Source organism: uncultured Paenibacillus sp., from assembly GCF_963515335.1.
Taxonomy (GTDB): domain Bacteria; phylum Bacillota; class Bacilli; order Paenibacillales; family Paenibacillaceae; genus Paenibacillus_I.
Window position 1 is genome coordinate 18,295 of record NZ_CAUPYC010000023.1, and the last position, 20,314, is coordinate 38,608.

The following is a 20,314-nucleotide window of genomic DNA, read 5'->3' on the forward strand; positions in this document are numbered from 1 at the left end:
TTTACCTGCTTGCACCTTTCTGACAACGATCGGCTATACTTAAGCTACTTCAGACAAGAAAGGCGGTTGGCCCAATAGATGATGTTTGCGAAACTGTACCGCCGATTGACGGAGCCGTTCCGCCGAAGCATCCGCAATAAGCTGATCCTGACGATGGTCGTGCTGTCGGTGCTGCCCATTATAGCCGTCACCGCCTTGGCCGCGGAAAACAACCGCCGATCGATGGAGAATGAGGTCATCGACACGAACCTGTCCAACATGAAGTGGACCGGCATCTATTTGGGCGAGCAATTCGCCGGGCTGAACAATCTGATCTATACGCTTCTGATCAGCCCTAACTTAAGCGATTATATGGCCCTATCGGAAGAGGCGAGCCTCTCCAGCCGATTCGCCGCCCAGCGGAACATGATCGATACGATGACCTCCGTTTATTATTCGGGGAATAATAATGTGGTCGGGCTTCAGTTGTATTTAACGGAGCGGAACAAGCTGTTCACCATCAACGCCATGCAAAGCGATCTTGAAACGCCGGCGCAAGTGCCTTCCCTCTATGCGGACCTGTTCGCTCAGCAAAAGAACTTCATGATCCAAACGAAAAGCGGCGACCGGGAGAAGTTTCTGTTAATCCGCAGCTTTAACCGGTTCGAGAACCGGGAAGTGCTTGGCGGGATATCGCTGGAAGTGCGCTGGACCATGCTCGACCAGACGTTAAGCTTGCTCAATCCCTCCGAGGAGGACACGGTGCTCATTGCCAGGCCGGACGGGAGCATTCTGTATCAGCCGTACGGGGAAGCGCCGCCCGCTTCCATCATGGAAGCGGTAAACCGCTCCGGGAACGATCAGGGCCGCATCCGGACGCAGCATGAATATGTATTTTACACGACGATTGATCCGGTCGGGTTGAAGCTCATCAAGATTATTCCGACGAGCTTTATCAACCGCAGCGCGCAAGCGACCATGTACTACGGGGTGATCATCGGCGCAATCTCCGTTATGGTGGCGCTTCTAATTGCCGTAGCGCTGGCTTGGCGGACATCGAAGCCGATCGTTGCGCTGGCCAGATCCTTGCAAGGCTTGAGCATGATCAAGGAAACGGAGGCGCCGCACAGCGGACGAATCGACGAGATCGGGCTGCTGGAAACGCGGCTGAACGGCATGTCGCACCGCATCCGGGAGCACATCAAGACAGAATACAGCATGAGCCTGGAGAAAAAGACGGCGGAGCTCAAAGCGCTGCAGGCGCAGATCAATCCGCACTTTCTGCAAAACACGCTTCAGCTGATCGGCAGCATGCTGTTCGCCAAAAATCCGGCGGACAGCTATGAGATCGTCAAGTCGCTCAGCGATATGTTTCGTTATGTGATCCGGGAGCCCGAGGACCTGGCCACCGTCCGGTCTGAGGTCGACCACCTGAACAACTATATGCTGATCCAAAAGCAGCGGTTCTCAACAAGGCTGCGCTATAACATCGAAGTCGGGGAACGGACAAGCACGGCCCGGATTCCGAAGCTGACGCTGCAGCCGATCGTGGAAAATGCCTTCTTTCACGGTTTGGAGGCCAAACCCGGCGATTGGCAGCTTGAGGTTGCAATCGTGCGGGACGGAGAAAATGTCCGGATCAGCGTGCGCGATAACGGCATCGGCATGGACGCCGGGCGGCTTGCCGAACTGAGGAAGGGACTCGATGCCGAGATCGGCCAAGTGTGGACGCACGGCAACCGGATCGGCCTGCACAATGTGGCATCGCGCATTCGCATGCAGTTCGGACAAGCGTACGGCGTTACGGTCGACAGCGAACCCGGTAAAGGTACGCTCGTCACGTTCATTATTCCCGCCGCAACAGGGGGTGAGCTCGAAGCATGATAAAAGTCGTCATCGTCGATGATGAGAACTGGAACCGCGACATCATACGGACGTTCGGGCAATGGGAGCAATACGGGATGGAAATCGCCGGAGAGGCGGAAGACGGCCTCGAGGCTGTGCGCGTCATCGAGGAGGTATCGCCGCAAATCGTCATTACGGATATGCGCATGCCGGGAGCCGACGGCGTCAAGCTGCTCCGGATCCTGAACGACCGGTATCCCGACATTAGAATCGTCGTCGTGAGCGGGTACGAAGATTTCGATTATGCAAAACACGCGATTCGTTACCGGGCCGTCGATTATTTGCTCAAGCCGATCGATCCGAAGGAATTGAACGCCGTGCTGCTGAAGTGCAAAGCGGAGCTCGAGCTAGCGAACGAGGAGAAGCGTCTGCTTTTCATGGATTTTGAGCTGGCACAAACGCTCAAAGCGCTGAAGCAGCGGCTGCGCCATCATTTCAATGACTTGAACGCGGAAGGCGTACTGGGCGTTTTCGGCCAAATGACCGTCGATTTGGCTGCCGTCCAAGGGATGCGGCTGCAGCTGCTTGAGCGGGTCGTTCAAGAGATGATGCTTTTTTTGAAGGAGCTCACGGTCGATAATTCGCTTGATTTGGAAACGGCCGACGAACCGGTCAGCCAGGCCGCCCTGGCCTCGCCCAAGGAGGCGGTCGCTTTTTTGCTGCTTCATTACATGCAGGCCTTGGAGCAGCTTACCCAGCAGCGCAAGTACAAAAACAAATTGAATCTGGAAGAGGTTCGGCAATATATCGAGCGCAATTTCGACAAGCCGGTTACGCTGGAGCATCTGGCGAAAGTATTTTTCGTCAGCAAGGAATATTTAAGCAAGGTATTCAAGCAGCAATACGGCCGCAACGTCACGGACTTCCTGCTGCAAATTAGGATGGAAAAAGCCCGGGACTGGCTGCTGGATGAGCATTTGTCCATTAAAGCGGTTGCCGAAATGGCCGGCTACGAGGACGTTTCGTATTTTTACCGCGTATTCAGAAAGTATTTCGGCATTGCACCCGGTGAGATGAAAAAACAGGCGGATGAGGTTTAAAATCGTCCAATCGAAGCGGTTAATCCCGTCCAATTAATCGCTTTCATTTTGGAGCTATAATGAAAACGCAAACAACAACAGCCATCACCCGGGAGGTCTAAACGAATGAAGAAAGTATGGAAAGGCGTCATCGGTACGGTATTGGCCGCATCGTTGCTCGCAGGCTGCGGATCTAACGCAAACAATGGCGGGAATGCCGATACGGCGGCAGGCGGCAATGCCGGCAGCGTCGGAGAGGCCAAAAGCGTAACGTTGAAAGTGTTCATTGCACAGCCGCGTTTGAAAGAGCAGTACGACAAATTCATTGCCGACTTTGCGGCCAAGGAGAAGGCCGAGAAGAACATCGACGTCACCGTTCAACTCGAAATGCCGACCGCCGATACGGCAGCCCAAATTCTGAAAACGCGTCTCGCGGCCCAGGACGGACCCGATATCTTCGCGCTTCATGCGATCAACGAGATTCCGTCTTACTACAAGGCCGGGTATCTGGAGGACTTGTCCGATCAGCCTTTCGTCGGCAAACTGCTTGACAGCGTGAAGCCGTCGGTCACGACGACGGACGGTAAAGTGGTGGCCGTGCCGTTGGAGACGCTGTCCTGGGGTTACCTGTACAACAAGAAAATTTTTGCGGACAACGGGTTGACACCGCCGACAACGCTCAGCGAAATGAAGCAAGTTGTAGAGAAGCTGAAAGCGAATAATGTAACGCCTTTCCTTCTCTCTTATAAGGAATCCTGGATTCCCCAGTTGGTACTGCCGCTTGCTGTAGGCGCGCTGGTCAATACGGAAAACCCGGATTTCATTGAGCGCATGAACAATAATGAAGGCTCGTTCTCCGAAATGAAAGCGATGTTCGACATCTTTGACCTGATTAATGCCAACGGCACCGCCAGGGCGACCGAGGTAGGCGGCGACGACGGAGCGGCGGCGTTCGCGGCAGGCGACGCGGCCATGTGGCTGCAAGGCCCCTGGTATGCCGAGACAATTCTGAAATCGAATCCTGATTTGGACTTCGGCGTCGCGCCTCTGCCGATAAATGACAACCCGAAAGCGACGATGATCAATCTCAGCGCATCCACTTCGCTGGCTGTGTCCTCGGCAAGCAAGAACAAGGAAGTGGCGAAGGATTTTATCAATTACGTATTGGACGACCAGGCCTCGAACGCCTTCTTCCAATCGTTGAAATTCAATCCGATCGCCACGGTGCACACGTTCGAGAGCTACCCGTGGGTGAATGACGCCACCGCTTACGTCAAGGAAGGCAAATCGTATCAGGATCCCGCGATTCCGCAATCCGTCAAGGACGAGGTCGGCAAAGCGCTGCAGGCTTATTACGCAGGACAGCTTAAGCAGGGCGACGTATTGACGGCGCTGGATAAAGCATGGAGAGATTTCAACAAGGTCAACAAGTAAGGTGAGCGGTCCCGGAAGGAGGAAAGAGGAGACTCTTCTGGCCTCCTTCCTTTTTGTGCCCGGACACCTCGGAGAGGAGAGACACCATGCCGAACAAGAGCTATAAAAGATATTTATCGTTGTTTGCATTCGTTGCGCCCGCTTTTTTGCTGTACGCCGTCTTTTTGCTGATTCCGACGCTCGGCGGCATGTTTTACAGCTTTACGGATTGGAACGGCTTGAACCGGACTTATGATTTCATCGGCTTCGCCAATTTCGCCGAAGCGCTCGGCGAAGATCCGGATTTTGTGAATTCCCTTTGGTTTACGCTTAAATATGTCGTGTTCATCATTGTATTGCAAAATGTGATCGCTCTGCTGCTGGCGGTATTGATCGAACAGAGAACGAGAAGCAAAGGCTTTTTCCGCACGATCTTCTTCATGCCCAACATGATCAGTATTATTATCAGCGCCTTCATGTGGACGTTCATATTCTCTTCAGTACTGCCGCAAATCGCGGAGAAAACGATGCTGACCTTCCTGGATCAGGCCTGGATCGGCGATCCGAACGTATCCTTCTGGTCGATTATCATCGTGTCGCTCTGGAACGGCGTCGGCTATATGATGATCATTTACCTGGCCGCCTTGCAAGGGGTGCCGCAGTCACTGAAGGAAGCGGCGGTCATCGACGGCGCAAGCCCGTTCCAGACGTTCCGGAACGTGACGCTTCCGATGATCACGCATGCCGTCACGATCTGCCTGTTCCTTACGTTGAACGGCGCCTTTAAAGTGTTCGACGTTGTGTACGGCTTGACGGGCGGCGGTCCAGGCAGAAGCACGCAGGTCATTACCATGAATATTTTCGAGGAGGCATTCTCCAATAACTTCCGGTACGGATATGCAAGCGCCAAATCGGTCATCCTGTTCGTCATCATCCTGATTTTCACGTTGATCCAGGTCACCGTCATGAAGAAAAGAGAGGTGGAAGCATGAGGGCGAGAGCATTCACATCCGGACTTATTACAGCGATTCTTGCCGTCGGCGCCGCGTTTTCCTTTTTCCCGATCTATATGGTGCTGATCAATTCGTTCAAGACGCAAGGCCAAATGTTCGAATCGTTCCTGTCGCTGCCGACAAGCCTCAGCTTTGAGAACTACGCGGCGGCGTTCAAGCAAATCAATTTGCTGAACAGCGCGGTGAACTCCGTAACCGTGTCCGCGCTCGGCATCGCCGGCATCGTACTCTGCGCCGCGCTTGCCGGATACAAGCTGTCGCGCACGGAAGGCCGCGTGAGCGGCGTCATTTTTTTCCTGTTCATCGCGTCGATGCTGGTTCCGTTTCATTCCATTATGATTCCGCTTACCCGCATGGCCAAAACGCTGTCGGTACAGGGTACCACGTACGGACTGGCCGTCATCTATATCGGTCTGGGCGTGAATATGGCGATCTTCCTGTATCACGGGTTCGTCAAATCGATTCCGCGAGAGCTGGAGGAAGCGGCGTCGATCGACGGCTGCGGCGAGTTCCAGACGTTTTTCCGCATCATTTTCCCGCTATTGCTGCCGATTACGGTCACGATTGCCATTCTGAATTTCCTGTGGATCTGGAACGACTTTCTGCTGCCGCTGCTGATGCTGACGAATGCGGACCGGTACACCTTGATTCTGTCTACCAACATGCTGTTCGGCGAGTATAACAAGGAGTGGTCGCTCATTCTGGCCGCACTCGTTCTGACGGCAATTCCGGTCATCCTCATCTATGCGTTCTTCCAGAAGTTCATCATGCACGGCATTGCGGAAGGAGCGATCAAGGGCTGATGGATAAATTGTTGTACGGCGTCGCATATTACGATGAATATATGCCTTGCGACCGGCTGCAGGAAGACATCCGGATGATGAAGGAAGCCGGCATCAACACGGTCCGCATCGCGGAATCGACCTGGAGCACGCACGAGCCGCAGAACGGCGTGTTCGATTTCAGCTCCGTGGACCGGGTGCTGGATGCGATGCATGAAGCCGGCATCCACGTCATTGTGGGAACGCCGACGTATGCGATTCCGACGTGGATGGTGAAGGAGCATCCGGACGTGCTGGCCGTAACGGCCAAAGGGCCGGGACGCTACGGAGCGCGGCAGATTATGGACATTACGAACCCGGTGTACCTGTTCTACGCCGAACGGATCATCCGCAAGCTGATCGGCCGCGTGAAGGATCATCCGGCCGTGATCGGCTATCAGACGGACAACGAGACGAAGCATTACGACACGGCCGGGCCGAACGTGCAGCTGGGGTTCGTGAAGTACATGCGCGAGAAGTTCGGGACGCTCGATCGGATCAACAAGCTGTTCGGCCTCGATTACTGGAGCAACCGGATCAACAGCTGGGAGGACTTCCCGTCGGTCGTCGGCACGATCAACGGCAGTCTGGGCGCGGAGTTCGCCCGGTATCAGCGGAAGCTGGCGGCGGATTTCCTGTCGTGGCAGGCGGCGATCGTCAATGAATACAAGCGGCCGGACCAGTTCGTAACGCAGAACTTCGACTTCGAATGGCGCGGATATTCGTATGGCGTGCAGCCGTCGGTGGATCATTTTGCGGCATCCCAGCCGTTCGATATCGTGGGCGTCGACATTTATCATCCTTCGCAGGATGAATTGACGGGGATTGAAATCTCGTTCGGCGGCGACATGTCGCGTTCGCTGAAGCAGGGCCGCAATTACCTCGTTCTGGAGACGCAGGCGCAGGCATTCCCGCATTGGACGCCATATCCCGGGCAGTTGCGGCTGCTGGCTTTCAGCCATCTGGCATCGGGCGCCAACATGGTCGCATACTGGCACTGGCATTCGATCCACAACTCGTTCGAGACGTATTGGAAGGGGCTGCTGAGCCACGATTTTCTGCCCAATCCGGTGTACGACGAGGCGAAGACGATCGGCCGCGATTTCGGCAGGCTGGGCAAACAGCTGGTCAATTTGCGCAAGCGCAGCCGGGTTGCGGTCATGGTCAGCAACGAGGCGCTGTCGGCGATGGAATGGTTCAAGCTGCCGGACGGCAAAACGTACAACGACGTCGTCCGCTGGATGTACGACGAGCTGTACAAAATGAATGTGGAGTGCGACTTCATTCAGCCGTCCTGCGAACGGCTGGGCGACTATGCGGTGATCGTCGTTCCGGCGTTGTACGCGGTGCCGGACGAGGCGTTGGAGCGGCTGAACGCATTCGTGAAGGCCGGCGGCCATGTCGTTTACTCATTTAAAAGCGGGTTTGCGGACGAACATGTGAAGGTTCGCGCCACGCAGCAGCCGGGGATCATCCACGAGGCTTGCGGCGTGGGGTACAGCATGTTCGTCGAGCCGAAGAACGTCGGGTTGAAGGGCAACTCGCTGGCTTTGAATGAGGAAGCGGGGGCGGTCGGAACGTGGATGGAATTGCTGACGCCGACGACGGCGGAGGTGCTGGCCTATTACGATCATCCGCAATGGGGCGATTACGCGGCGGTTACGCGCAACCGGTTCGGGCAGGGCTCGGCGACCTATGTCGGCTGCATGACGAGCCCGAACGCGATCAGCCGCGTGCTGAAAAGCGCCGTTCAGGAGGCCGGGTTGTGGGGAGCCGACCAGGAGCTCGCCTTCCCGCTCATCGTGAAGACCGGGTTTAACGCGGAGGACAGGCGTATCCGTTATTACTTCAATTATTCAAGCGAGGCGGTTTCGTTCCGCTACGCGCACGGCGACGGCCGGGAGCTGCTGTCGGAGGTTCCGGTTGCGTCCGGCGAGCAGTTGGAGATCGAACCTTGGGGCGTCCGCATTATTATGGAATAACGGTTGTTCCCGTTTACGGCAGCAACAGCAGCAGAGTACGGCACAAAGGGTTGTCCGCGAAGTCGTGAATCTGTTTGGCAGGCAGCCCTTTGTTATTGTTCCGATGTTTGTGCACTCCTCCCAGCGCATTATGATTTGAATGAAGTTGAGGATGTAAAAATATGGACCTGATGGGTGGATTGGATGTTGGGCTGGTGATGGCTGACGGGAGGGTACGAGTTGTTCGATGGGTGCATAGCGAAAAGAGTGCGTTATTAGCGAATTGGTTGCGCTAATTTCCGGCCTTAACGCGGGAACAGCGTGGTTAATGAATCAAGTTCACTAAATAATGAACTCGATTCATTAATAGAGCACGGATTTCATTATGTAGTGACCCGAGGGGGAAACGGCCTTCAATTAAGCAACAAAGGTTGCTATTAGTGAAGTTATTTCGCTATACTCACCACTCGCCACCGCCTACCACCCGCCCCTACTGCTCATCAGCCACTATTCAACTCACGTCACATCGGCATGAGAGGCCAGACCTGTATCGCGGCAGTCCGCCTGTTTGGCCGGCGAGAGGCGGCAGATGCCGCGACATGCATGGTGGTCGGGGAAGAGGCGGCAGATGCCGCGACAGACACCTGCGGCCGGTTGACGGGAATGGAGACCTATTCCGGCTTGATCTCGCCGTGCAGCTCCTTCCGGGGGCGGCGAAGAGAACTGCGGCCTATCGGTCCGCCGTCAATGGTTTTTTGCGGCTGCGCTGTTTTGGCTGCGGAATTGCTTCGGCGTCATGCCGGTGTGCTTTTTGAACACCTTCGTAAAGTAGCTCTGATCGTTGAACTGCAGGCGCGCGCCGATGTCCGCCAAGGACATGTCCGTTAGCTCGAGCAGCTTCTTCGCTTCCTCGATCCGTTCCCGCTGAATATATTCGCTGACGGGGATTCCGACCTCTTTCTTGAACAGCTGCGACAGGTAGTTGGCGTTAAGGCCGGCAACCTCGGCAAGCTGCTTCAATGTGATGTCCTCGTATAGCCGGTTGAAAATGGTGTTCCGGCATAGCGCCACCGTCCCGGATTCTTCCCGTTCCTTGCTCTGCCGAACCCGGTCCGCGAAATCGGCAAACGCCTCGACGAGCGCGCGCTCCACCTGGCCGATGTCCTTGAGCTCCTCGATGTGCTGGATATGCAAATCGCTCAGCGTATAGGCGATTTCCCAGAGCAAGCCGCCGTCAATGGCCGCCCGTGTCGCGAGCGTGATCGCGGAGATGGCCAGATTTTTCCGGTTGCGGAGATGGCTCCGCTTGGAGAGGGTTCCGAATTTGTGGTTCGGGAACGCCGCGTGGGCTTTCAGCACCTCCTCCTTGTTGCCGCTGCGGATATGGTGCATCAGAAGCTTCTCTTCCGTCGGGTCGTGGTGCAGCAGGCTGTTCTCCCTCTGTCTCGCGAGGCTCATATCGACGTCGTCCGGGGGGACATGGGCGGCTTGCGTCACAAGGCTGTGGTGGCTGAGCAGCTCGGCCATGTGCAGCTTCTCGCCGTGAACCAGATAGTGGATCAGCATACCGGCGTGCAGCAGCTTGATCTGATCGATCACCGGGAGGCTCGCGTAGTGTCGGAGCCACTCTGAATGCTTGGTATGGGGCACATCGTTGTCGTTCAGCACACCCGCCGCCGTTTTCTCGGACAGCTCCGCAAAAAGCGAAGGGCCGATCACCAGGGCGGCTGCATCCTGCTGCCCGGCAGGGAGGCGCACGATGAGGAAGTTTTCCAGAAATGCGGATGTCCGGATGACGGGCACATTCGCCGGGGCGGAGGAGTCGATGAAGGCGGCGATTTCATCATGGCTGAACGGGCGAGCCCGTATACTGAAAGTCTCGCATATCAGCTTGCAAATATAGGCGGTATCATCCGGTGTCAGGTTGCGCATAACGCCTCCAGTTTCTCATATAAATACAATTCGTATAATAATATTACCATAAAATCAGTATCCGGCGGGTTAAGCTTAATGATAAGAAAACGCTTAACCAATCATAGGAGGGTTTGCGCGATGAAGGCAGATATTCGTGGCTTGATCGATCAAATGACGCTGGAGGAAAAAGCCGGTCTGTGCTCGGGTCTCGATTTCTGGCACACGAAGGGCATCGAAAGACTTGGCATTCCGTCGCTCATGGTGACGGACGGCCCGCACGGGCTGCGGAAGCAGAAAGAAAGCGCCGACCATCTTGGCCTGCATAACAGCGTGCCGGCCACCTGTTTTCCGTCCGCGGCGGGCATGGCCGCTTCCTGGAACCGCGAGCTGATCGGCCGCGTGGGGGAGGCGCTCGGCGAAGAGTGCCAGGCGGAGAACGTGGCCGTTCTGCTGGGGCCTGGAGCGAACATCAAGCGGTCGCCGCTGTGCGGCCGGAATTTCGAATATTTCTCCGAGGATCCTTATCTTTCGTCGGAAATGGCCGCGCATCATATCAAGGGCGTGCAAAGCCAGGGCGTAGGCACCTCGCTGAAGCATTTCGCCGCCAACAATCAGGAGCATCGCCGGATGTCCGTGGACGCCGTCATCGACGAGCGTACGCTGCGCGAAATTTATTTGGCGAGCTTCGAAGGCGCGGTCAAGCAGTCTCAGCCGTGGAGCGTCATGTGCTCGTATAACCGGGTCAACGGGGAATACGCGTCGGAGAATGCGTATCTCCTGACCGACATATTGCGGGACGAGTGGGGTTTTGAAGGCTTTGTCGTGTCCGACTGGGGTGCGGTGAACGAACGCGTGAACGCGCTGTGGGCCGGACTGGAGCTGGAAATGCCGTCGAGCGCCGGAATCGGCGATGCGAAGCTCGCCGCGGCGGTGAAGAGCGGCGAATTGCCGGAGGAAACGCTGAACCTTGCCGTGGAGCGGCTGCTGACGTTTATTTTCAAGACGACGGAAAACCGGAAGCCCGGTGCATCCTTCGATGCGGAAGCGCATCATGCGCTGGCGCGCGAGATGGCGCAGGAGAGCATGGTGCTGCTGAAGAACGAGGACGGCATTCTTCCGCTTCCCAAGCGGGGCAAGATCGCCGTGATCGGCGAGTTCGCGAAGAAGCCCCGTTATCAAGGCGGCGGCAGCTCGCACGTGAATCCGACGAAGCTTGACGATGCGCTGGAAGAAATGAAGGCGGTCGCGGGTGAGTCGGTCGAGTTCATGTATGCGCAGGGCTATAAGCTGGAAAGCGACCACATCGACGATGCGCTGGTTGCGGTGGCGAAGGAGGCGGCGGTGAACGCCGATGCGGCCGTTCTGTTCGTCGGGCTGCCGGACCGCTACGAATCGGAAGGCTACGACCGCACCCACATGGCGATTCCGGACAACCACCGGGCGCTGATCGAAGCGGTCTCCGAGGTGCAGCCGAACCTGGTCGTCGTACTCAGCAACGGGTCGCCGGTGGAAATGCCGTGGATCGGCAAGGTGAAGGCCGTGCTGGAAAGCTACCTTGGCGGCCAGGCGTTCGGCGGGGCCGTGGCGGCGCTGCTGTTCGGCGACGCGAACCCGAGCGGCAAGCTGGCGGAGACGTTCCCGGTCAAGCTTAGCGACAATCCGTCGTTCCTGAATTTCCCGGGCGAGGGCGATCGCGTGGAATACAAGGAAGGCCTGTTCGTCGGGTACCGCTACTATGACATGAAGGAAGTGGAGCCGTTATTCCCTTTCGGCCATGGCCTCGGCTACACCACGTTCGAATACAGTGATCTGAAGGCGGACAAGCAGAGCCTTAAGGATAACGAGAAGCTGCAAGTCAGCGTAACGGTGGCCAATACGGGTGACCGGGCCGGCAAAGAGATCGTGCAACTATACGTACGGGACGTGGAGAGCAGCGTCATCCGTCCGCGGAAGGAGCTGAAAGGGTTCGCGAAGGTCGAGCTTCAGCCGGGAGAGCGGAAGACCGTAACCTTCGAGCTGGACAAAAGAGCATTCGCTTACTACAATGTCGACCGCAAGGATTGGCATGTGGAGACCGGAACGTTCGAGCTTCTGGTCGGCAAATCGTCGCGGGACATCGTGCTGTCGGCTTCGGTTGAAGTCGAGTCGGGCCAGCCGCTTGCCGTCGTGTTCGACCGCAATACGAACATCGGCGATCTGATGGCGCACCCGCAGACCGCCGGGAAAGCCAAAGCCTTCATTACGAATTTCGGTTTGGAGGAAGCGCTCGGCGACAATCCCGAGATGTTCCTGGCGATGATGCGCTATATGCCGCTTCGGGCGATGATCGGCTTCGGGCAAGGCAAGTACACGGAAGAGATGCTGGCCCGGGAGCTGGCGGAACTGAACGGGCTCTTGGCAGTGAAGAGCTGAGATGGAGGCATCTCTTTCCGAAGCGCAAGCCAAGCGTACGGCCAGAAACCGCCGGCTCCAGCTGGTGCTGGTGCTTGGCTCTCTGACGGCACTGGCGCCGCTGTCGATCGATATGTATTTGCCCGCGCTGCCGATGCTGGCCGGCGATTTTCAGACAGACTCCGCTACTGCGCAGCTAAGCTTGACGGCTTTTTTCCTCGGGCTCGCCTGCGGTCAGCTGATTGCGGGACCGGTCAGCGACGCGGCAGGCCGCCGGAAGCCGCTGCTCATCGGCATGTCGAGCTACGTCGCTGCTTCCCTGCTCTCCGCGGCGGCGCCGTCGATCGAGGTTTTCGTCATGCTGCGCCTTATCCAGGGCTTTGCCGGGGCCTTCGGCATCGTGATCGCACGCGCGATCGTGCGCGATCATTATTCCGGAACCGAGCTGACCAGGTTCTTCGCCATGCTGTCGATGGTCGGCGGATCCGCCCCGGTGCTGGCCCCGATCGCGGGCGGATTATTACTGGCCGTCATTGCCTGGCCGGGCATTTTTCTGGTGCTGGCAGCCCTCGGCTCCTGCATGCTGCTCGCGGCTTTCTACGCGGTGCCGGAAAGCCTCGCCGACGACAACCGCGTCAAGGGAGGATTGGGCAAGTCGCTGTCCGTCATGCGGCGCCTCCTCGCTGACCGTGAATTTATGGGGTATGTGCTGGCATTGGGATTGGTTTCGGCCGGGCTGTTCGCCTACATCGCAGGCTCTCCCTTTATTCTGCAGGAGATTTACGGCGTATCGCCGCAGGTGTTCAGCTTATTGTTCGCCGCCAACGGCGTGGGCTTTATCGTCGGGAGCCAGCTTGCGGCGCGGATCGCCTTGCGATTCGGGGAGAGAAGAGTGCTTGCATTCGGACTCTATCTCTCGGCGGTCAACGGTTTGATTCTGCTGCTCATTCTGATTGCCGGAGCCGGCCTGGCCTACGTTCTGCCTCCGTTGTTCATCATCGTCGCGTGTATAGGCATCGTCAGCACAACCGGCTCCTCGCTGGCCCTGCAGAATCATCAGAAATCTGCCGGCACCGCGGCAGCCTTGATGGGCCTGTCCTCGATGCTGCTCGGCGCCGTTGTTTCACCGCTGGTCGGCCTCGGCGGCAGCCTGACGGCTCTGCCGATGGGTCTGGTGATCACCGTGTGCAATATGTGTGCCGTGGGCTGTTACTTGGGCTTGGTTCGTCGCCGTCGGACATAAACGGGCGATCCGGCTTGAAAACCAATCAACCGTATTCAATCAAGAAGTTGGAGGCGCTGCCCGGCCGGGCACGCTTCTTTTTTGTCGTTTGGAAAAATCAGGGGTTTACCCGCATACTCTTAAGGGTAAATGGTTTTAAACATGGTTAAAAGGGCTGGGTAGGAGAGGGTGAGGCTGCCGGTTATGATCACATTCCGCCAAGTGAACAAGCATTTCGGCAACAATCATGTGCTTCGCGACATCAACTTACATATCGGGCAGGGAGAGGTCGTCGTCGTGATCGGCCCTTCCGGCTCGGGGAAAAGCACGCTTATCCGCTGCATTAACCGCATGGAAACGATAGACCGCGGCGAGCTGACGGTGAACGGCGTCAACGTGAATGACCGGGATACGGACATCAACAAGCTTCGCAAAAATATCGGCATGGTATTTCAGCATTTCAACCTCTACCCGCATATGAAGGTGATCGACAACATCACGCTGGCCCCCATTAAAGTGAATGGCGTTTCGTCGAAGGAAGCGAGGGAAACGGCTCTTTTTTACCTGGAGAAGGTGGGCATTCCCGAGAAAGCGGACGCTTACCCGTCCCAGCTGTCGGGGGGCCAGCAGCAGCGCGTCGCCATCGCGCGCGGTCTCGCGATGAAGCCGGACATTATGCTTTTCGACGAGCCGACCTCCGCGCTGGACCCGGAAATGATCGGCGAGGTGCTGGACGTCATGAAGACGCTCGCCCGCGAAGGCATGACGATGGTCGTGGTCACGCACGAAATGGGGTTCGCCCGCGAGGTGGCGGACCGCGTCGTGTTCATGGACCAGGGAGCGATCGTGGAGGAGAACGAGCCCGGGGCTTTTTTCTCGAATCCGCGGGAGGAGCGGGCAAAGCTGTTTTTAAGCAGGCTGCTGCATCACTGAATGAACCACGAAAGCAGCGCCTGGATAAATAAATCGCTTGACCGGAGAGGAGAAGATTCATGAAACGAGTTGCAAAGAAGCCGTTCGTCGGAATACTGCTGGTCTGTTTGCTGCTTGTGCTGTCCGCCTGCGGCGGAGGAAACGCGTCCGGCGGCAATGAAGAAGGCAATGGGGCCAACGGTGCCGACGCGAATGCGGACGCAAACGCCGGCGCAGGAGGCAACGATGCGGGTGCGGCCGGAGAGGCGGACAGCGGCATCCTCGCCGAAATCAAGGAGCGCGGCAAGCTGGTCGCCGGCGTCAAATACGATACGAAGCTGTTCGGCCTGAAGGATCCGGGAACCGGCGAAGTAGAGGGCTTCGACGTCGACATGGCCAAGGCGATCGCCAAAAAGCTGCTCGGCGACGAAACGAAGCTGGAGCTGAAGGAGGTCACCTCCAAGACGCGGATGCCGATGCTGAACAACGGGGAGATCGATCTCATCATCGCCACGATGACGATCACCGAGGAGCGCAAGAAAGAGGTCGACTTCTCGGACGTTTATTTCAAGGCCGGACAGTCGCTGCTCGTGAAGAAAGGCAGTCCGATCCGCAGCATCGACGGCGTAACGGCCGACACGAAGGTGCTCGGCGTCAAGGGCGCGACCTCGATCAAGAATATCGAGGACAGAGTGGAAGGATTGCGGGTTCAGCAATACGAGAACTATCAGGAAGCTTTTACCGCGCTGCGCGCGGGCCAAGGGGAAGTGCTGACGACGGATAACGCGATCCTGTTCGGCATGGCGCAGCAGGATCCGAATTACGAGGTCGTCGGCGGCACGTTCACGGACGAACCGTACGGCATCGCCGTCAAGAAGGGCGAGACGGGGCTGGTCGAGGCGGTTAACGAGCTCCTGAAGGAGATGAAGGACAGCGGCGAGTACGCGAAGCTGTATGAGAAGTGGATGGGCGAGACGCCGCCGGCAGAGTAATGACGGAGAAAGGAAAACGTCCCTTTCCGAATGGCGGAAAGGGCGTTTTTTGTAGAGGGAGGAGTGAAGGCGGATGATCGATTTTGCCCTGCTGTTCGATTACTCGGATGAATATATGGAAGGCTTGCGCAACACGCTCTACGCCAGTCTGATCGCTTTGGCCGGCAGCTTCATGCTCGGCACCGTGGTGGCGGTGATGCGGATGACCCCGGTGAGGGCGCTGAGGTGGCTCGGCACGGCATACGTGGAGTTTTTTCGCAATATTCCGCTGCTGCTCGTTGTGTATATCTTTTTTCTGGGCTTGCCGGCGTTGGGCATTATATGGAGCGGCTTCGTATCGGGCACGATCGGCCTGACGGTATATACGTCCGCTTACATAGCGGAAGCGATCAGGGCAGGCATCATGGCCGTACCCAAAGGACAGAGCGAGGCGGCGCGCTCGTCCGGTCTCAGCTATGTTCAGACGATGCGGCACGTCGTGCTGCCGCAGGCGATCAAGATCGTCGTGCCGCCGATCAGCAACCAGTTCCTGAATCTCGTCAAAAACTCGTCGATCCTCGGCGTCGTCTCCGGCTTCGATCTGATGTTTTACGCCGATATCGTCAATTCGGAAACGTATCAGACGGTCAACGCTCTGTTTATGGCGGGGTTGCTCTACCTTCTGCTCACTTTCCCGCTAAGCTACGCGACGCGGCTGCTGGAGAAGCGGCTGGCGCGCACCGGATAAGGAGGAGGGACGGGGATGGATTTCATCGGCGCTTATTCGCCCGACAATTTGTCGTTTCTGATGGAAGGGCTGGGCATGACGCTCAGGCTGGCGGGGCTTGCGATCGCCCTGAGCTTTATTCTGGGCTGCATCATCGGCGCGATCCGTTATGCGCGCGTGCCGGCGCTTTCTCAGGCACTCGGCGCGATTGTGCAAACGATCCGGAATTTGCCGCTGCTGCTCCTCATTTTTTTCGCCCGATTCGGCTTGCCGGAGCTCGGCATGGAAATCACGCCGTTCTGGTCGGCGATTGTGGCGCTTACCGTTTTCGAGGCGGCCATGATATCCGAGCTCGTGCGAAGCGGTCTTCATTCGGTCGAAAAAGGTTTGGTGGAAGCCGCGCGCGCTTCCGGGTTGACTTACATGCAGACGCTGCGGCATATCGTGCTGCCGATCGGACTGCGCCGCATGGTGCCGCCGATCGTCAGCCAATTCATATCGCTGCTCAAGGATACTTCGCTCGTCGTCATCGTAAGCCTTGCGGAGCTTATGCATAACGCGAAAATCATAATGGCCGATTTCGATTTCGTTTTTCCAATCCTGCTTCTGGTCGCGGCCATCTATTTCCTGATCAACTATACGCTGTCGCAGGCGGCGAGGCGGCTGGAAACCCCGCAGCATTAACGCCGCCGCCATGCGGCGCCGCAGCGCGCCGGTAATGGCATGTTTTTCGCCGGAACCCGGTTAGATCAAGTGCATTTTATGCACCTTGTCTCGAGGTATCGCCGGTTCCGGGGACATGAGGTGCAGAAGCTGCACTTCAATTGTGCCGATTTCCTTTGTTGCGCCCTTTTTGTGGAGTCCAGGTGCATGTTTTGCACTTGGATTCCACGAAAAGGGCTTTTCGTGCATAACAAGGTGTATGTTCTGCACGTCATGACGAAGGAGACAGTGATTCGGGAAATGTCAGAGTTAAAATCTGTCTCCTTCCAGGGCACAATGCAGGTAGGTGCTGATTCATCACAGGAGAGCTTGAAAGGGTGGGTAAGCAGTTGAACACGTCGAATCGATACAAGGAATATGCGAGAGAGGAACAAATCATCGTTGTCGGTGCCGGGATTGCCGGCCTTGGCGCCGCCAGACTTCTTGTCGATGCAGGTCGTCGGGTTACCGTTCTGGAGGCGAGGGCGCGGATCGGAGGGAGGATTCGGACGGATAGATCTCTCGATGGTTTGCCGCTGGATACGGGCGCATCCTGGATTCACGGCATAATCGATAACCCGATTTATGCATTGGCCGAGGCTCTGAAGATCGAGACGAAAGCAACGGACTATGATTCGATCGTCTTATTCGATTCCCGCGGGCAGATCATGTCCGAGCCTGAAGTTAAACATGTGAATGCTTTACTTGATAAAGTAATGCAAGGCGCTAAGAATCTCTCCATTGCAGCAGATGAGGGCAAGTCGCTCGCGGCACGGCTGCATCACGCCAGAAAAGAGACAGGCATTGAGGGGCACGATGAACGCATCAAGCTGAATTACGCCGTCCGTGCCCGAATCGAGCAAGAGTATGCCGCGGATGTCGAACAATTGTCGGGGCAATGGTGGGAACGTAACGGCAAATGTAAAGGAAAGGATGTTCTTTTCCCGGGAGGCTACGATCAAATTGTCCGATATCTGGCCGAGGGATTGGATATCCGATTACAAGAGCCGGTGACCGGCATCTCGTATACGGAGGAGGGCGTCAATGTCATTGCGCGAACCTCTTCCTTTGAGGCCGGTCGCGCATTGGTAACCGTTCCGTTAGGCGTGCTCAAGCAGGAACAAATCGGGTTCGCGCCTCCGCTGCCGGAAAAGAAGCGTACGGCGATCCGGCGATTGGGAATGGGTGTTTTGAATAAACTGTACCTCAAATTTCCGAATGTATTCTGGCCGATGGATAGCGACTTGTTCGGCTATGCCGGCCGCACGAGTGGAAGCTGGACAGAAATCTTTAACATGTGCAAGTACTGCGGGGCACCCGTGCTGCTTGCCTTCATCGCCGGAAAAGAAGCCGCCGAAATGGAACGGCTCCCGGACGAAGCGATTGTCCAATCCGCGATGAAGGTATTAAGGGACATGTTCGGAGCCTCGATTCCGGAGCCTGAGAGCCGGCTCGTCACCCGATGGAAGCAAGACCCGTATGCCTTCGGTTCCTATTCCTATATGGCAACCGAAGCAAATCCGCAAGATTATGACCGGCTTGCGGAGCCGGTCGGATCGCGTTTGTTTTTTGCAGGGGAAGCCACTTGCCGGGATCATGCGGCAACCGTACACGGCGCATACTTGTCGGGCATTCGCGCAGCCAAGCAGATCATGCAAGGTTGGAATTAATCGCTACCCGCAACACAAGCTCGGGCGACTCCCCGTCCAGTTCATTATGGCGCCTGACCAGACCGGTCCGATTAAGCGGGATAAACGCCGGAATCCACGAGGCTCCGTCCGTCGGCGGTCTGCCGGTAGCTGTCCAGCAGCCCGTCGAATACCGAATCCCAGGAACGGGTGAGGGCCGTTCTGCGCGCCTCGGCTCCGGCTTCGGCCAGACGTTCCGGTCTCTCCGCCAGCGTGCCGATGCCCCGGATGAACGAGGCCGGATCGCGCGGAGCGCATAATGCTCCGGTGAGCCCGTGGACGACGGTTTCCTTCACGCCGCCCGCATCGGCGCCGACGACCGGCAAGCCCGAAGCCATCGCTTCGAGCGCGACGTTCCCGAACGTCTCGGTGCCGGACGGAAACACGAACAGATCGGCTGAGGCATAGAGCTGCGCAAGCTCTTCGCCTTCCTTATAGCCGGTAAACGTCACATTGTCCGGCGCCTGCTCCCGCAGCTCCGGCAGCAGCGGGCCGTCCCCGACAATGAGCCAATGGACACGGGAGCTTACAGAATCGGGCAAAGCCTTCATGATCGCGGACAGCGTATCGATATCTTTTTCCGGAGCAATCCGGCCTACATACAACAGAATGAGCGGCGCTGCAATTCCGTACCGTTCGCGAATCTCGGAGCTGCGTTTGTCGGGTGTGAACAGCCGGCAATCCACGCCCCGCGACCACAGCCGCACGTTGCGGAAGCCTTGCCGGTTGAGCGTACCGATCGTTTCGTTGGACGGTGCGAAAGTGAGGCCGCATGACCGGTGAAACCACCGCATGTAGGTCCAATATAAAGGGATCGCCATTCCCATGCGGTAGTATTCCAGGTATCGGTCAAAGTGAGTGTGGTAGGAAGCGACGTGCGGGATGCGGTTTTTGCGGGCATAGCGGAGGCCGCAGAGGCCGATGTTGAACGGGGTGGCCATATGGAGCAAGTCGGGTTTGAAGCGGTCAAGCTCTGCGCGAAGGGCCGTTACATTCGGAAGCGCAAGCCGGCATTCGGGGTACAGAAAGAACGGAATGCTGGCAATGGGACGGACCGGATCCACATAGAAATCGTCGTCCGCGCTTTTCGGCGTAAAGATGAGATGCTCCACGCCCCGTCGCTGCAGGTGACCGGTCAGACGCTCCAGCGTGCGGGCGACGCCGTTCATTTGCGGAATGAACGTGTCGGTAAACAATGCGAGCCGCATTGAAATCCCTCCCGGAATGCTGTTTGCGGATAGAATACCACCCGATTGTTCGATGAACGTTAATGGCATGTTGAGGGAATGTGGAAAATCCGAAAAAAGCCAACTATCGTGTGAGAACTACATGAAGATTTGATATAATGAAACAAAGGACGGTGATCGGCGTGGACTTCATTACAAAAGAGCAGTTTGATAAAAGTTTGGGCAACAAAACCAAAATTGAACTGGATGATTTGATACATCTCATCGAAGAACAATTTGGATATAACGTTTCTGTTTCTAAAAAGTTTACGGAAGAAGAAAAGAAAAAAATGACAAAAGTCATATTCACGAATGAGGATGTTTTGAGACAATTGGCCGAATCAGACCTTGAACCTGAGGAACACGACATTGAAACTTTTGAAGCTTACACCCGCTATATGAATGAGGTTCGTAATGGGAAATAAGCCGGACCCCTATCGTGTTCTATGG

At 56.7% G+C, this 20,314-nt stretch carries 16 protein-coding genes; 14 read left to right on the top strand and 2 right to left on the bottom strand.

The features are described from left to right. Window positions 1–81 precede the first annotated feature (81 nt). From RWM61_RS09615 to RWM61_RS09640, 6 genes are all read left to right on the top strand, one after another. Window positions 82–1,863, top strand: coding sequence for a sensor histidine kinase (locus tag RWM61_RS09615; protein WP_314000088.1), 1,782 nt, complete (start codon window positions 82–84; stop codon window positions 1,861–1,863). After that, on the top strand, window positions 1,860–2,924 hold the full coding sequence (locus RWM61_RS09620; RefSeq protein ID WP_314000017.1) for a response regulator: 1,065 nt from the start codon (window positions 1,860–1,862) through the stop codon (window positions 2,922–2,924). The genes RWM61_RS09615 and RWM61_RS09620 overlap by 4 nt, the downstream gene beginning before the upstream one ends. A 105-nt stretch (window positions 2,925–3,029) precedes the next feature. Further along, complete coding sequence (locus RWM61_RS09625; RefSeq protein ID WP_314000019.1) at window positions 3,030–4,337, top strand: extracellular solute-binding protein; 1,308 nt, start codon at window positions 3,030–3,032, stop codon at window positions 4,335–4,337. A gap of 86 nt (window positions 4,338–4,423) precedes the next feature. Next, window positions 4,424–5,308, top strand: coding sequence for a sugar ABC transporter permease (locus RWM61_RS09630; protein WP_314000022.1), 885 nt, complete (start codon window positions 4,424–4,426; stop codon window positions 5,306–5,308). Beyond that, on the top strand, window positions 5,305–6,132 hold the full coding sequence (locus RWM61_RS09635) for a carbohydrate ABC transporter permease (protein ID WP_314000024.1): 828 nt from the start codon (window positions 5,305–5,307) through the stop codon (window positions 6,130–6,132). Before RWM61_RS09630 ends, RWM61_RS09635 begins: the two co-directional genes overlap by 4 nt. Further along, a complete protein-coding gene (locus tag RWM61_RS09640) occupies window positions 6,132–8,132 on the top strand; it encodes a beta-galactosidase (protein WP_314000027.1) in 2,001 nt (666 codons plus the stop codon). The genes RWM61_RS09635 and RWM61_RS09640 overlap by 1 nt, the downstream gene beginning before the upstream one ends. A gap of 723 nt (window positions 8,133–8,855) precedes the next feature. On the opposite strand, the gene RWM61_RS09645 is transcribed toward RWM61_RS09640, so the two are convergent. After that, entirely contained in the window at window positions 8,856–10,043 is a 1,188-nt protein-coding gene (locus RWM61_RS09645) for a helix-turn-helix transcriptional regulator (RefSeq protein WP_314000030.1), read from the bottom strand. Window positions 10,044–10,163: 120 nt separating this feature from the next. On the opposite strand from RWM61_RS09645, the gene RWM61_RS09650 reads away from it, so the two are divergent. From RWM61_RS09650 to RWM61_RS09680, 7 genes are all read left to right on the top strand, one after another. After that, the gene (locus RWM61_RS09650) at window positions 10,164–12,437 is read left to right on the top strand and encodes a glycoside hydrolase family 3 C-terminal domain-containing protein (RefSeq protein WP_314000032.1); all 2,274 of its coding nucleotides are present in this window, start codon (window positions 10,164–10,166) and stop codon (window positions 12,435–12,437) included. A 1-nt stretch (window position 12,438) separates the two neighbouring features. Next, window positions 12,439–13,659 carry a multidrug effflux MFS transporter gene (locus RWM61_RS09655; protein WP_314000035.1) on the top strand — a complete coding sequence of 407 codons (1,221 nt, stop codon included), beginning with the start codon at window positions 12,439–12,441 and terminating at the stop codon, window positions 13,657–13,659. Between the two features lie 183 nt (window positions 13,660–13,842). Next, entirely contained in the window at window positions 13,843–14,571 is a 729-nt protein-coding gene (locus tag RWM61_RS09660) for an amino acid ABC transporter ATP-binding protein (protein ID WP_314000037.1), read from the top strand. Between the two features lie 59 nt (window positions 14,572–14,630). Beyond that, window positions 14,631–15,542: a transporter substrate-binding domain-containing protein gene (locus RWM61_RS09665; protein WP_314000040.1), complete on the top strand. Its 912-nt coding sequence runs from the start codon at window positions 14,631–14,633 to the stop codon at window positions 15,540–15,542. A gap of 73 nt (window positions 15,543–15,615) precedes the next feature. Then, window positions 15,616–16,269 carry an amino acid ABC transporter permease gene (locus RWM61_RS09670; RefSeq protein WP_314000042.1) on the top strand — a complete coding sequence of 218 codons (654 nt, stop codon included), beginning with the start codon at window positions 15,616–15,618 and terminating at the stop codon, window positions 16,267–16,269. 15 nt (window positions 16,270–16,284) lie between these two features. Beyond that, window positions 16,285–16,932 carry an amino acid ABC transporter permease gene (locus RWM61_RS09675; protein ID WP_314000045.1) on the top strand — a complete coding sequence of 216 codons (648 nt, stop codon included), beginning with the start codon at window positions 16,285–16,287 and terminating at the stop codon, window positions 16,930–16,932. 356 nt (window positions 16,933–17,288) lie between these two features. Further along, complete coding sequence (locus RWM61_RS09680) at window positions 17,289–18,620, top strand: FAD-dependent oxidoreductase (protein ID WP_314000047.1); 1,332 nt, start codon at window positions 17,289–17,291, stop codon at window positions 18,618–18,620. 71 nt (window positions 18,621–18,691) lie between these two features. On the opposite strand, the gene RWM61_RS09685 is transcribed toward RWM61_RS09680, so the two are convergent. Beyond that, complete coding sequence (locus RWM61_RS09685) at window positions 18,692–19,846, bottom strand: glycosyltransferase family 1 protein (protein WP_314000049.1); 1,155 nt, start codon at window positions 19,844–19,846, stop codon at window positions 18,692–18,694. A gap of 161 nt (window positions 19,847–20,007) precedes the next feature. Here RWM61_RS09685 and RWM61_RS09690 point away from each other — a divergent pair, with 161 nt between their 5' ends. Next, window positions 20,008–20,289 carry a hypothetical protein gene (locus RWM61_RS09690; protein WP_314000051.1) on the top strand — a complete coding sequence of 94 codons (282 nt, stop codon included), beginning with the start codon at window positions 20,008–20,010 and terminating at the stop codon, window positions 20,287–20,289. The last annotated feature ends 25 nt before the right edge of the window (window positions 20,290–20,314 follow it).